General features: G+C 60.8%; 12 protein-coding genes. 8 read left to right on the forward strand and 4 right to left on the reverse strand.

The annotated features are described in order from the left end of the window. The first annotated feature begins 74 nt into the window (after positions 1-74). Positions 75-1,385, forward strand: a complete 1,311-nt coding sequence (locus HMPREF3120_RS06525; protein ID WP_070451484.1) for an anaerobic C4-dicarboxylate transporter — start codon at positions 75-77, stop codon at positions 1,383-1,385. Positions 1,386-1,390: 5 nt separating this feature from the next. Further along, the gene (locus HMPREF3120_RS06530; RefSeq protein WP_070451485.1) at positions 1,391-3,058 is read left to right on the forward strand and encodes a formate--tetrahydrofolate ligase; all 1,668 of its coding nucleotides are present in this window, start codon (positions 1,391-1,393) and stop codon (positions 3,056-3,058) included. On the opposite strand, the gene HMPREF3120_RS06535 is transcribed toward HMPREF3120_RS06530, so the two are convergent. Then, complete coding sequence (locus HMPREF3120_RS06535; RefSeq protein ID WP_070451605.1) at positions 3,055-3,894, reverse strand: RecB family exonuclease; 840 nt, start codon at positions 3,892-3,894, stop codon at positions 3,055-3,057. The genes HMPREF3120_RS06530 and HMPREF3120_RS06535 overlap by 4 nt on opposite strands. Positions 3,895-3,920: 26 nt before the next feature. Here HMPREF3120_RS06535 and HMPREF3120_RS06540 point away from each other — a divergent pair, with 26 nt between their 5' ends. The 3 genes from HMPREF3120_RS06540 to arc are packed head-to-tail and all read left to right on the forward strand — an operon-like array spanning position 3,921 to position 7,543. Next, the gene (locus HMPREF3120_RS06540; protein ID WP_070451487.1) at positions 3,921-5,132 is read left to right on the forward strand and encodes a M18 family aminopeptidase; all 1,212 of its coding nucleotides are present in this window, start codon (positions 3,921-3,923) and stop codon (positions 5,130-5,132) included. Positions 5,133-5,147: 15 nt separating this feature from the next. Next, positions 5,148-5,981, forward strand: a complete 834-nt coding sequence (locus HMPREF3120_RS06545; RefSeq protein WP_070423170.1) for a tRNA (adenine-N1)-methyltransferase — start codon at positions 5,148-5,150, stop codon at positions 5,979-5,981. Between the two features lie 38 nt (positions 5,982-6,019). After that, positions 6,020-7,543, forward strand: coding sequence for a proteasome ATPase (arc, locus tag HMPREF3120_RS06550; RefSeq protein WP_070451490.1), 1,524 nt, complete (start codon positions 6,020-6,022; stop codon positions 7,541-7,543). A gap of 11 nt (positions 7,544-7,554) precedes the next feature. Here arc and HMPREF3120_RS06555 read toward each other — a convergent pair whose 3' ends face one another. The 3 genes from HMPREF3120_RS06555 to HMPREF3120_RS06565 form a co-directional block, all read right to left on the reverse strand. Beyond that, positions 7,555-7,815 carry a Txe/YoeB family addiction module toxin gene (locus HMPREF3120_RS06555; RefSeq protein WP_070451492.1) on the reverse strand — a complete coding sequence of 87 codons (261 nt, stop codon included), beginning with the start codon at positions 7,813-7,815 and terminating at the stop codon, positions 7,555-7,557. Next, the gene (locus HMPREF3120_RS06560) at positions 7,812-8,072 is read right to left on the reverse strand and encodes a type II toxin-antitoxin system Phd/YefM family antitoxin (protein WP_070451494.1); all 261 of its coding nucleotides are present in this window, start codon (positions 8,070-8,072) and stop codon (positions 7,812-7,814) included. Before HMPREF3120_RS06560 ends, HMPREF3120_RS06555 begins: the two co-directional genes overlap by 4 nt. A gap of 68 nt (positions 8,073-8,140) precedes the next feature. After that, positions 8,141-9,508, reverse strand: coding sequence for a MocR-like pyridoxine biosynthesis transcription factor PdxR (locus HMPREF3120_RS06565; RefSeq protein ID WP_246815434.1), 1,368 nt, complete (start codon positions 9,506-9,508; stop codon positions 8,141-8,143). On the opposite strand from HMPREF3120_RS06565, the gene pdxS reads away from it, so the two are divergent. From pdxS to dop, 3 genes are all read left to right on the forward strand, one after another. Further along, entirely contained in the window at positions 9,459-10,442 is a 984-nt protein-coding gene (gene pdxS, locus HMPREF3120_RS06570; protein ID WP_371441197.1) for a pyridoxal 5'-phosphate synthase lyase subunit PdxS, read from the forward strand. The two genes, HMPREF3120_RS06565 and pdxS, sit on opposite strands and share 50 nt — an antisense overlap. Positions 10,443-10,546: 104 nt before the next feature. Further along, positions 10,547-11,296 (forward strand): hypothetical protein, encoded by a 750-nt coding sequence (locus tag HMPREF3120_RS06575; RefSeq protein ID WP_070451499.1) that lies wholly within the window; start codon positions 10,547-10,549, stop codon positions 11,294-11,296. Positions 11,297-11,356: 60 nt separating this feature from the next. After that, a complete protein-coding gene (gene dop / locus HMPREF3120_RS06580; protein ID WP_070451501.1) occupies positions 11,357-12,865 on the forward strand; it encodes a depupylase/deamidase Dop in 1,509 nt (502 codons plus the stop codon). The last annotated feature ends 8 nt before the right edge of the window (positions 12,866-12,873 follow it).

A 12,873-nucleotide genomic window follows, 5' to 3' on the forward strand; every position in this document is an offset into this window, starting at 1 on the left:
CGTTTCCTTTTGGTGTGATCAATACGGGATAATGGCGGAAGTTCTTACTAACCCGTAATGAAGGAGCGCACACCATGTTGGTTGCCCTGCACACCCTCATTCTTTTCGGGGCAATCGTGTTGGGTGCACGCATTGGCTCGATCGCGATCGGCTTCGCCGGAGGACTGGGGGTGTTGCTGCTCGGTGCGACAGGCATGCCGGTCACCGCAGATGCAATCCCGTTTGATGTCATCGGCATCATCATGTGCGTTATCGCAGCAATTTCTGCAATGCAGCTCGCCGGTGGCATGCAATACCTCGTGGATCTTGCGGAGCGACTCTTACGCAGAAACCCTAAGCGCATCACTGTGTACGCCCCGATGGTGACGTGGTTGATGACAGTCTTCGCGGGAACGGGGCATACGGCATTTTCCACGATGCCGGTTATTACAGAGGTAGCTAAGGAAGGAAACGTTCGTCCTTCACGCCCCTTGTCAGCGGCCGTGATCGCTTCACAGATGGCGATCGTCGCTTCACCAATCTCTGCAGCAGTTGTGTTCATGGCGTCAGCGCTTGAACCGCTTGGGGTGGGGTATCTCCAGATTCTTGCGGTGATGCTTCCTGCGACGTTCCTCGCAATTTTCCCGACGGCGTGGGTTGCCAACCATATGGGCAGTGAGCTTGACGACGACCCGGTGTACCGCAAACGCAAGGCCGCTGGACTCGTCGCAACGCATCAAGCTCATGATGATTACGTTGCCGCACCAGGAGCGAAGCGCTCGGTCGCTATCTTTCTGGCAGCGATCGTCATTGTGATGGTCTACGCAACGCTGATTTCGGATCAGATCGGTCTGATTGCGGAGCCAACAGTGCCGCGTAACGAGGCAATCATGGCCATCATGCTCAGCGCCGCGGTCGTCATCATTATGAGCACCCGCACTGCTGCCGCGGAGATTCTGAACACCCAAGTCTTTCGATCCGGCATGTCCGCATGTGTCTGCGTTCTCGGCGTAGCGTGGCTGGGTACGACGTATATCAACTACTACATCGACGACATCCAAAACATCGCCGGTAACGTGCTGACCTCAAAACCTTGGCTGCTCGCGGTCGTGCTCTTTGTCGCCGCATCACTGTTGTATTCACAAGCCGCTACGGCGAAAGCGCTCATCCCCGCCGCATTGGCGATAGGGGTCAGCCCACTCACGGCACTTGCAGCATTCCCGGCGGTCTCCGCACTATTCGTCCTGCCCACGTACCCAACGCTGCTCGCGGCAGTAGAGATGGACGACACGGGCTCGACCCGCATTGGCAAGTATGTGTTTGACCACCCATTCCTCGTCCCCGGAGTGGTCTGCATTTTAGTCAGCGTAATCCTGGGATACCTCATCGGTGCGGCGGTAGTGTGAGATGCATGACTGCACAACCATTGACTGACGTCGAAATCGCTCAAGCACACGAACTCGAACCCATCACCGACATTGCCGCCCGGGCCGGCGTGGATGAGGATGCGCTCATCCCGTACGGCAAGTACATGGCTAAGGTGGACATCAACAAAACCCCGAAGGGCAAGCCGGGCAAGCTCGTCCTGGTGACCGGTGTTTCCCCGACCCCGGCAGGTGAGGGCAAGTCCACCATGCTGATCGGCCTGACCGATGCCCTTGCCAAGCTTGGGCACAAGGCGATGGTGGCACTTCGTGAGCCTTCGCTGGGCCCGGTCATGGGCGTCAAGGGTGGTGCAGCCGGTGGTGGTTACTCTCAGGTCGTCCCGATGGAGCAGATCAACCTGCACTTCACCGGCGACTTCCACGCGATCACCAGCGCCAACAACACCTTGGCTGCGCTGATTGACAACCACATCCATCAGGGCAACGAGCTCAACATCGACCCGCGTCGTGTGACCTGGCAGCGCTGCGTGGACGTGAACGACCGCGTGCTGCGCAACGTGATCACCGGTCTCGGCGGCCCGACCTCGGGTGTTCCGGCAGAAACCGGCTTCACCATCACGGCTGCGTCCGAGATCATGGCGATCCTTGGCCTGGCCACGGACCTGGAGGACCTGAAGCGTCGCCTCGCAGCGATCACTATTGGCCTGACGTACGACGGCAAACCGGTCACTGCCGGCGAGATCGGAGCACAGGGCGCGATGGCCGCTCTACTCAAGGACGCTGTGAACCCGAACCTGGTTCAGACGCTCGGCGGCACCCCGGCGTTTATCCACGGCGGACCGTTTGCCAACATCGCACACGGCTGCAACACCCTCATCGCTACCCGCACGGCACTCGACTATGCCGACATCGTGCTCACCGAGGCCGGCTTCGGTTCTGACCTGGGTGCGGAGAAGTTCTTCGACATCAAGGCACGCTACGGTGATCTGGATGTCGCAGGTGCGGTGATCGTCGCTACGATCCGCTCGATCAAGCACCACGCTGGCATTGCGAAGGAAGACCTTAAGGCTGAAAACGTCGATGCGCTGGCAGAGGGCATCGTGAACCTGGAGCGCCACGTAGAAAACGTGCGCAAGTTCGGCGTCACCCCGGTGGTTGCGCTCAACCGCTTTGTCACCGATACCGACGCCGAGCTCGATTTCGTGCGTAACTGGGCAGAGTCCAAGGGCATTGCGCTTGCCGACGCCAACGTGTGGGCCGAGGGCGGCGCCGGCGCCACCAAGCTCGCTGAAACCCTGCTGGCGAACCTCACTGAGGGCGAATCACACCCGCTGTACGACCCGGCTGAGGGCGTGGAGAAGTCTATCGAAACCATCGCCAAGGAGATCTACCGCGCAGGCGAGGTGCAGTACTCCGCTGCAGCTCTGAAGGACCTAAAGACGTTGAAGGACAACGGCTTTGACAACCTGCCGGTCTGCGTGTCCAAGACGCAGTACTCCTTCTCCGACGACCCGACGGAGCTCGGTGCGCCAGAGGGCCACACCCTGCACGTACGCAACCTCATCCCGCGCACTGGCGCAGGCTTCGTCCTCGCGCTGACCGGTGATGTGATGACTATGCCGGGCTTGCCGAAGAAGCCGGCAGCCAACAACATCGACGTTGACGAGAACGGCGTGGTCAGCGGACTGTTCTAGTCCGTTTCCGGTCCCGGCTCCTCCTCTGCGCGGGAGCCAGGCCAACCGGGATACTCGGGTGGTGTGCCGCCAAACACTGGACACAGTGATTGGAAGGCGCACCACCCGCAAAGCTTTGACTGCTGTGGACGGAACGAGCCGGCTTTGCCGTCGGCTTCGATCTTCCACCACAACTCCGCCAGGTCGCGCTCGAAGTACTCCAGCTCCTCGCGCGAAGGCGTGAGGATCATCGAGTCCATCACCTTCAGGTACATCAGTTTCAGCTGGGTCGGCACAACGCCGAAGAGCCGCCAGTACACCAGCGCATAAAACCGCATCTGGAACTGCGCGTCCTGGGAGTAGCGGGGCAGTGGCTTCTTGCCGGTCTTGTAGTCGACAACACGCACCTCGCCGGTCTGCGCGATGTCCACCCGGTCGATGAACCCGCGCACGGGAACCCCGTTAGGCAACGTGAAGTCAACTGGCATTTCTTGCGCGTGCGCGTCGAACCCGAGTGGGTTTTCCATGGTGAAGTAGCCACGTAGGAGCGTGCGTGCATCTACGAGCAGCTGGTAGTCGTCTTCGACGGGTTCGGCGCAGGTGGGGTCGTCGATACGCATCTGCTCCCACGTCGGCTTGAGCCGCTTCACGGCGGCGGGGTAGGTGCGCTCCTCCCTGGGCCAGGAAAACATCTCCTCCAGGACAGCGTGCACCAGGGTGCCTTTCACCTGCGCTTCCGTGGATGGTTCCGGCAAGCGGTCGATCGCGCGGAACCGATACTGCAGCGGGCAGCGCTTGTAATCGGACGCGCGGGAGGGGGACAGGGCGAGTGGTCGTGGCGTATTGCTGGGAGTCATGGTGCCCAACATCTTAGAGTGGGGGTATGACACAGCCGTTCATCGATTTCATCAGCCAGAGTCCATCCGCCTATCACGCAGCGGAAAACGTCGCCAAAAGCCTCGAGGCAGCAGGGTTTACTCGCCGGGCATTGCTTGACGACGACGCCACCCGCCCCGGTGGCCACCTCATCATCAGCGATGGCGCCGTGATTGCGTGGTGGGTCCCGGAAAACCCCAACCCGCGGTTCCGTGTTGTCGGCTCGCACACGGACTCGCCTGGGCTGATGGCCAAGCCCGATCCGGATGTCGTGCGCGAAGGGTTCCGCCAGGTTGCCACCGAGGTCTACGGCGGGCCGATCCTGGCGAGCTGGTTCGATCGCGACCTCACCTTCGCCGGTCGAGTGGTGACCACCGACCGTAAGGAACACCTCGTGAACACGGGTGCGGTTGCGCGCGTTCCCAACCTGGCTATCCACCTCTCCCGGGGTGACATGCCGGAGATCGACCGCCAGGTCCACACCCAGCCGATCCTGGGTGTGGACCGTCCGCTGCTCGAGCTAGCGGCGGAGTCGGCGGGCCTTGCTGCAGACGACATCGTGGCGCACGAACTTATCACCGCGGACGCACAGCGGGGCGAGGTCATCGGTGATCTTCTGGCCGCTGGTCGCCTGGATAACCTGACCAGTGTGTGGGCGTCGCTCGAGGCGATGCTCGCAGCCAAGGACAATGCCCAGGACATCCTGGTGCTTGCGGCGTTTAACCACGAGGAGGTGGGCTCTGCATCCACCGCCGGAGCCGGTGGCCCGATGCTAGAGCGCGTCCTGACCAAGGTTGCGGCGGCATTCGGCGATCCGTCTGAAATCATCGCGAACTCCATCCAGGTTTCCGCCGACGCGGCACACGCGGTGCACCCAAACTATCCGGGCAAGCACGATCCGACGCACCACCCGCTGATCAATAAGGGACCAGTGCTGAAGATCAACGCCAACCAGCGTTACGCGTCCAATGCCGCCACAGAGGCCGAGTGGATCCTGGCGTGCCGCGCTGCCGGCGTGCCGCACCAAACCTTTGTGGGCAATAACGCTGTGCCGTGCGGGTCGACGATTGGCCCGATTTCCTCGACGCGTCTGGGCCTTCCGACGGTCGATGTGGGTGTGCCGCTTTTGTCCATGCACTCCGCGCGCGAGCTGTGCGGAGTGGACGACATGGATTACTTCGTGCGCGCACTGTCGGCTTTTTACACCGGCGCACAGTAGGGCATACTTACCGGCATGTATTCGGGACCGTTCCAGCCAGGCGACAAGGTGCAGCTCACTGACGCGAAGCGCCGCCACTTCACCATCGAGCTCAAGGAGGGTGGCCAGTTCCACTCCCACAAGGGCATCGTCAGTCACGATGACATCATCGGTGCCGACGAGGGCACGGTGGTCAAGTCCACGCTGGGTTCGGACTACCTCTGCTTCCGCCACCTCCTGGTGGATCACGTCCTGTCCATGCCCCGCGGCGCCGCGGTGATCTACCCGAAGGATGCGGCCCAGATCCTCGTTGAGGGCGACATCTTCATGGGCGCACGCGTGCTGGAGGCGGGTGCCGGCTCCGGCGCGCTGACCATGTCGCTGCTGCGCGCGGTCGGACCCGAGGGGCACGTGTACTCCTACGAGATTCGCGACGACCACCTGGCGTTCGCCAAAGACAACGTCGCTGAATACTTCGGTGGCGAACCGGAGTGGTGGACGCCGCGCCTCGGCGACTTCGGCGAGGTCACCCCGGAAGACCTCGACGGCCAGGTGGATCGCGTCATCTTGGACATGGTCGAGCCGTGGCACTTCATCGACACCGTGAAGAACGTGCTCATCCCAGGTGGTGTGTTCATGACGTACGTGGCCACCGTGCCACAGCTGATGAACATTATGGAGGCTATCCGCGAGGCGAAGTGCTTCACTGAGCCGCGCGCCTGGGAGACCCTGCTGCGCGAGTGGAAGGTCGACGGCCTGGCCACGCGCCCTGAACACCGCATGAACGCACACACGGCGTTTCTTGTCTGGACCCGCAGGCTCGCTGATGGTGTGACGCCGCCGCGCCCGCAGCGTAAGGCTCGTCGATAAGCACTTGCGTCCTATCGGCGATAGGTAGGCTCGGATCCATGGTTGGACACATTGAAGACGATGCTTTCGGGCCGGAATTGCGCAACCTCAAGCGCGAGAATCAAGATCTGGGGGCGCGCAACAAGCGGCTTGCGGAGTTGCTGAAGTCCAGCCGCGACAAGCTCAATGACCTCTACGTCAAGGTCGAGGAGCTCGGCGAGCCCGCGTCTACCTACGGCATCTACCTTGCCCCGGGTACTCGCGATGGGGAAGCGGAGGTGCACACATCAGGTCGGCGGATGCGCCTGAAGATTTCGCCGCTGGTCGAGCCGCAAACCCTTGTACCAGGCACGCTTGTGCGCCTCGGCGAGGGAACCGTTGTGGTGGAGGCCTGTGGGTTTACCCCAACTGGCCAGATTGCCACGATGGTGGAACGCATCGGCACAGATCGCGCCGTGGTGGCCGACCAGCAGGGTGCGGAGTCGCTGGTCATGCTCGCCGAACCGCTACTCAAAACCACGCGTGCAGGCGATACGGTGCTGGTGAACTCATCCGCCGGTTACGCGTTTGAGCGCATCCAGAAAACCGAGGTCAACCAACTCTCGCTCGAGGAGATCCCGGATGTGACCTACGAAGATATCGGCGGGCTGTCCTCCCAGATTGAGACGATCCAGGACTCCGTCGAGCTGCCGTTTTCCCACCCCGAGCTTTACGCCGCGTACGACCTCACCCCGCCGAAGGGCTTGTTGCTGTACGGCCCTCCGGGTTGCGGCAAGACGCTGATTGCAAAGGCTGTGGCGAACTCGTTGTCGCAGCGTATTGGCGACGGGGGACAGGCGCACTTCATCAACGTCAAGGGCCCCGAGCTGCTGAACAAATTCGTCGGCGAGACCGAGCGTCGCATTCGCCTCATCTTCGAGCGCGCTCGCGAGCTCGCCTCAGAAGGTAACCCGGTGATTGTCTTCTTCGACGAGATGGAATCTATTTTCCGCACCCGCGGTTCCGGTGTCTCCTCGGATATGGAAACCACCGTGGTGCCGCAATTGCTGACTGAGATCGATGGCGTAGAGGACATCGCGAACGTTATCGTCATCGGCGCGACGAACCGCGAGGAACTCATCGACCCCGCAATCCTGCGCCCGGGTCGCCTCGACATCAAGGTCCGCGTGTCGCGGCCGAACAAGGAGGAGTCGAAGGACATCCTCGCGCGCTACCTCACCGACGCGATCCCCCTTGCTGCTCCTCGCGAGGAACTTATCGACGCAGCCGCTGCCGCCATGTTCGCCCCGCGCCCCTTCGTGCGCCTCGAACTTGTCGACGGCACCGCCGAGGTACTGCACTACTCCGACTTCGTCTCTGGCGCTTTGATCGCCAACGTGGTGGACCGTGCGAAAAAGCTCGCGATCAAGGACCACCTCTCAGGTTTGTCCACCGCGGGAATCACCGCCGATCACCTGCGCGAAGCAGTACGCGACGAGCAGGACGAAAGCGAAGATATGCCGAACACTGCGAACCCAGACGAGTGGGCGCGTATTACCGGTCGCCACGGCAAGCGTGTCGTCGCTGCAGAAGTCATCGGGTAGCGGATCACTGCTTATTCGCCGTAGTGATATCGGCAGGCTGCGATGCGCACCTCCTCTTCGGTGAGTTTGTATACCAGCCGATGTTCACTCGTAATACGCCGGGACCAGTACCCGCTGAGTTCGTGCTTCAACGGTTCGGGTTTTCCGATGCCATCGTTGCCGTTACGTTGAATATCGCGGATGAGGACATTGATACGCTTCAGTACCCGTTTGTCGGTGGTTTGCCACTCCACGTATTCGGACCAGGCGTCCTCGTCCCAGCTGAGGATCATTCTTCATCCTCGATGAGTTCCTTGCGTACAGATGCGCCACGTTCGAGCCGCTCAATCCGTTGCTTGAGCACCCGCGCATTAGCAGGGGATTGCAGTAAGTAGTTGGTTTCCTTGAGTGATTCGTACTCAGCTAGAGAAACGATGACGACCGGGTCGTGACCTGCCCGGGTAATGACGACCTCTTCACAATTGTCGACGACATCGGAAAGCACCTCGGCGTAGTTAGCTCGAGATTCCGAATATGACATGACCTTCATTGTTCGCTCCCACCAGTATGATGACGTACAACTTTCTGTACAACTCTAAATAGAGTAGCGAATCAGCGTCAATAGGGGTGCATCGTTTGTCGAATGATGTCTACAGTCCGCGTGAAGTCTCCGTCACTCAGGTGCGCGAAACTAAGGACGAGACCGTCGCCGCCGTCCGTCCAGAGCGACGACTCGTGACCGCATTCGATGCCTGCCTCGAGCAAACGGGTCTCAAACGTGTCGCGCTCCAGGTGGGACGCAAACTGGACTGTGAAGTCGGCGCCGTCGCCCGGCGCGAGGCGTGCGTCGTCGAAGAGCGGTACCAGGCGGTCGTGCAGTACCTGTCGTCGTTGCGCTAGCGCCCGATGCACGGCGCGGGTGTTGCGGCGAACAACACCTCCGCGCAGCAGCGAGGCGATCGCGCGTTGCGTCACGGTTGCGACGGGCATGCCGAGGATGCCACGGACCTCTTTCAGCCGGGCCACGGTCGCGGGGGAGGCGACAACATATCCGGCGGCGAGTTCGCGCGAGAGCAGCGTGGAAAACGTGCCGAGGGTGAGCACGTCCGCTGCTGGCGCGAGCGTGGACAAGGTCGGTTGGGGAGCGATACGGTAGCGCAGTTCGGTGTTGAAATCGTCCTCGATTATTACCGTGCCGGTGCGGTTTGCCCAGTCCAAAAGCTCCGACCGGCGCGGCGCCGGCATTGCGCCGCCGAACGGGTAGAGGTGCGAGGGCGTGACCAACAGCGCATCTAAATCTGCGGGCAACTGCTTGACGACGACCCCTTCTGCGTCCGTTTCACACTCCACGACCTGGTGGCCACCGAGTGGGATGACACGTCTGAGTCCTGGGTGGCCGGGGTCCTCGACGCCCACCTTGAGGTCTGCCCCGAGCGCATAGAGGATGCACATGAGACCCTCGCGGGAGCCGCCGGTGGCGACGATTTGCTCCGGGGATACCGCCATGCCACGGGCAAGGCGGAGGTGCTCCGCGATGGCGTGGCGTAGTTCCGGCTCGCCGGATTTATCCACCCCGCCACCGGGTTCCGCTGCGGCCTCCCGCCAGGCCTTACGCCACGCCGTGGGTTTGATCGTCCCGGCGCTGCCGGGGGAGGGCTTCAGCGAGATCCGGGTGCGGGGGATCTTGGGCGAGATGCCGGTTGTCAGGTCATTTTCGTGCGCCGGCGCAACCGCAAGTTCGGGGTGGACCCGGGTCGGCGCGCCTTGCCGGGAGAGGAGGTACCCCTCGCCTTCGAGCTGGTCATATGCAGTGACAACGCTGCCGCGCGATACCCCGAGTTGCTCGGCTAGGGCACGAGTAGACGGGATTGCGTCGTTAGGCGCAAGCGCACCGGTAGCAACAGCGTCGCGGATCCCTGCCGCAATTTGAGTGGGAATGGGTGTGGGGTGGTCGCGCGAGACGTCGAGAAGCATCAACTGGTCCAAAGAATCTAAATATAACTGGCTCTTGGAATCTACCAGTTCGCCGTGCAGACTGAGCGGTATGTCTGATGTAGAACAGTTGAACCAGAAGTTCCTCGGCGGCGTGATTATGGACGTCGTCACCCCAGAGCAAGCGAAGATCGCCGAAGACGCCGGCGCGGTCGCTGTGATGGCCCTCGAGCGCGTGCCCGCCGATATTCGCGCCCAGGGTGGTGTGGCCCGCATGTCGGATCCGGACCTGATCGAAGGCATCATCAACACCGTCAGCATCCCGGTCATGGCCAAGGCCCGCATTGGCCACGCCGTTGAGGCGAAGATCCTCGAGCACCTGGGCGTGGACTACATCGACGAGTCCGAGGTGCTCAGCCCGGCTGATTACGTCAACCACATTGACAAGCGCGGTTTCAAGACGCCGTTCGTCTGTGGCGCGACCAACCTCGGCGAAGCACTGCGTCGCATCAACGAAGGTGCTTCCATGATCCGCTCCAAGGGCGAGGCTGGCACGGGTGACGTCTCGGAGGCCACCAAGCACATCCGCAAGATCACCAGCGAGATCGCTGGCCTGCAGGCGATCTGGGAGAACAACCGCGACGAACTCTACGTCGCCGCCAAGGAGCTGCAAGCTCCGTACGACCTTGTTGCGTGGGTTGCCGAGAACGGCAAGCTGCCAGTGCCGTTGCTCGTCGCCGGTGGCGTGTCCACCCCGGCTGATGCGGCCTTCATGATGGAGCTCGGCGCAGACGGCGTGTTTGTCGGCTCCGGCATCTTCAAGTCCGGCAACCCTGAGGCCCGCGCAAAGGCTGTGGTCAAGGCGACGCAGAACTGGAACGACATCGCGGTAGTCACCGAGGTGTCCCGGGGCCTGGGCGAAGCGATGGTGGGCATCAACGTCTCTGACCTGCCAGCACCACACCGCCTGGCTGAGCGCGGCTGGTAGGGCTCTTATTGAGGACTGCAAGACGGTAACAACCGAAAATGCTATTCGTACGTTAGCGTACTTCTAGCTAGCGAAAGATCGGGAAGATTAGCCAGCAACAGATTATGTTCGATTCGACGGTTTTGAGCATCGTTTTAGCCTCCTTAGGATTGCTGATCCCGCTCTTTTTGGCCTGGGCCGGCGATATAAGCGTTAAGAGGAGCACAAATCAGATTTCTGAGGAAATCGACATTCTCGAGCGATTAGCTCCCGATTCAGAAGTAAGGAGAGAACTAAGCGAAGGAATCGAGTTCTCGATTCGAAACCACCTAAGTCAGGTTGCAAGGAAATCCGCAGGCCGAACGGTGGTTAGCTTCTACGCCCCAATCGCCGTCCTCGTGATCATTAATACCTCGGTTTTTATGCTTACAGGGGCGAAGATGTCGTGGATTAACTGGGCCATATTCGCAGTCTCTTCCGCAGTTTCTCTATTTTACGCTATACAGCTGTTCTCGAGCCTTCGTGGCCTCGTAAGCGCGGAAGTAATGGCCGCGCGCCTAAATTGGCGATTGAGGCGAAACGAACAGCGCATTTCGAAACTTGAGGATCGGATTCAAACATCCAAGAGTTTAGTTGTCCAACACTCGGATTTTTTCCACCAATACGACGCTGCAGACGCCGAGGGGAAGAAATTACTGCTTCACCAGCATGCTATTTCTCTGCTCATCCACGGTGTGCGTCCGAGTGATGTTCGGAAGTTTGCTAAACAGTTTGCGGACGCCGAGGCGCCGTCAGTCGTAAACAATGCGATCTCAAACTTCAAATCGTGGCAAGCTCGGAACGAACCGCCTCCGTGGAATCCACAATCGGAATAGCAAGCAAACTGCGTCACTGCTCTCCAAAATTGCGGACCCCACCCACTAGGCTTGGTCCTCATGACGCGTTACATGGGTACCGAGACCGAATACGGCATCACTTGCCCCGATAATCCGCTGATCAGCCCGCTAGTTACCTCCACTCACGCGGTGGTGGCGTACGCGGCGTTGCGCACAAAAGCGCGTACGCGATGGGACTATGCGGAAGAAGCCCCGCTGAAGGACGCCCGTGGGTTCGATCTGCAGCGCTACCGCAGTGTGCCGGTGGTGGACGCGAATGCGATCGGGGTGGCGAACGTTGTCGTCGCTAATGGTGCGCGTTATTACGTTGACCACGGCCACCCCGAGTACTCAAGCCCAGAATGCTCGAACGCTTTGGACACCATGATTTATGACGCAGCGGGCGATCACATCCTCAATGACGCCGCTGCTGACATCCGTCACCTGTGGGAGGAGCAGGTTTCCGTCCTCGCCAATCACGATCCGTGCCCGCCGCTGAAGTTCTACAAGAACAATGTCGATGGCAAGGGTCGCTCGTACGGCAGTCACGAGAATTACCTGTACTCGCGCCACACCAATTTTGAGCGGCTCACGCAGGCGTTGATTCCGTTCTTCGTCACTCGCCAGGTGATCATCGGCGCGGGACGCGTCGGAATCGGCCAGGCATCGGAGAAGCCTGGTTTCCAGATCTCGCAGCGCGCAGACTACTTCGAGCAGGAGATCTCGCTCGAGACGACGCTTAACCGCGGCATTGTGAATACCCGCGACGAGCCACATGCACCGGAGGAGGACTTCCGTCGCCTCCACGTCATCGTGGGCGATGCGAATATGAGTCAGTACTCGAACTTCCTCAAACTCGGTATGACGAAGTTGGTGCTCGACGCCATTGAGCAGGACGTGGACTTCTCAGACCTGCGACTGAAGGACCCCGTCGCGGAGATCCATGCGGTTAGCCACGATCCGGCACTGACGCACGAGCTTTCGCTTGTCGACGACACCACGCGCACCGCAATCTCCATCCTGCGGACCATCCGTGAGCGGTGTGCAGGCCTTGAGGGACTTGGGGTCGTCGATAAGCAAGTGCTCGAAATGTGGGGCGAGATTCTCGACGACTTGGAGCGCGATCCACTCTCGACGGCTGACCGGCTGGACTGGACCGCAAAGTGGTCGCTGATCCAGCGTTTCGAGCAGCGCGGCGCGACGATGGCGAAGCTGCAGGCGATTGACCTGCAGTACTCGGACATTGACCCGTCGCATTCGCTGTATCACGCGCTTGTCCGCAAGGGTGCGATGCACACGATGGTTGATGCGGAAACGATCAAACGCGCCGCCGCAGAACCGCCACGCGACACGCGAGCGTACTTCCGCGGCACTGCCGGCCAAAAGTTCGGCGAAAACCTGGTCGCCTCTAGCTGGCAGTCCATGCTGTTTTCTGTCGACGAGCAGCTCTACCGGGTCCCGCTCGACCTGCTTGGGGAGCACACCGCAGCCGACACCGAAGAACTCATCGCCCAATCCAACACGGTGTCCGACTTGCTGGCCGGACTGGGCTTGAAAACGAATAGGTAAAGGTAGGC

Origin of the sequence: Corynebacterium sp. HMSC11D10 (genome assembly GCF_001806995.1) — a bacterium.
Lineage (GTDB): Bacteria > Actinomycetota > Actinomycetes > Mycobacteriales > Mycobacteriaceae > Corynebacterium > Corynebacterium coyleae.

Bases quoted from the DNA above. Each gene is read 5' to 3' on its own strand.
- HMPREF3120_RS06525 (WP_070451484.1), top strand. From the start codon at position 75: ATGTTGGTTGCCCTGCACACCCTCATTCTTTTCGGGGCAATCGTGTTG.
- HMPREF3120_RS06530 (WP_070451485.1), top strand. From the start codon at position 1,391: ATGACTGCACAACCATTGACTGACGTCGAAATCGCTCAAGCACACGAA.
- HMPREF3120_RS06535 (WP_070451605.1), bottom strand. From the start codon at position 3,894: ATGACTCCCAGCAATACGCCACGACCACTCGCCCTGTCCCCCTCCCGC.
- HMPREF3120_RS06540 (WP_070451487.1), top strand. From the start codon at position 3,921: ATGACACAGCCGTTCATCGATTTCATCAGCCAGAGTCCATCCGCCTAT.
- HMPREF3120_RS06545 (WP_070423170.1), top strand. From the start codon at position 5,148: ATGTATTCGGGACCGTTCCAGCCAGGCGACAAGGTGCAGCTCACTGAC.
- arc (WP_070451490.1), top strand. From the start codon at position 6,020: ATGGTTGGACACATTGAAGACGATGCTTTCGGGCCGGAATTGCGCAAC.
- HMPREF3120_RS06555 (WP_070451492.1), bottom strand. From the start codon at position 7,815: ATGATCCTCAGCTGGGACGAGGACGCCTGGTCCGAATACGTGGAGTGG.
- HMPREF3120_RS06560 (WP_070451494.1), bottom strand. From the start codon at position 8,072: ATGAAGGTCATGTCATATTCGGAATCTCGAGCTAACTACGCCGAGGTG.
- pdxS (WP_371441197.1), top strand. From the start codon at position 9,459: ATGGGTGTGGGGTGGTCGCGCGAGACGTCGAGAAGCATCAACTGGTCC.
- HMPREF3120_RS06575 (WP_070451499.1), top strand. From the start codon at position 10,547: ATGTTCGATTCGACGGTTTTGAGCATCGTTTTAGCCTCCTTAGGATTG.
- dop (WP_070451501.1), top strand. From the start codon at position 11,357: ATGACGCGTTACATGGGTACCGAGACCGAATACGGCATCACTTGCCCC.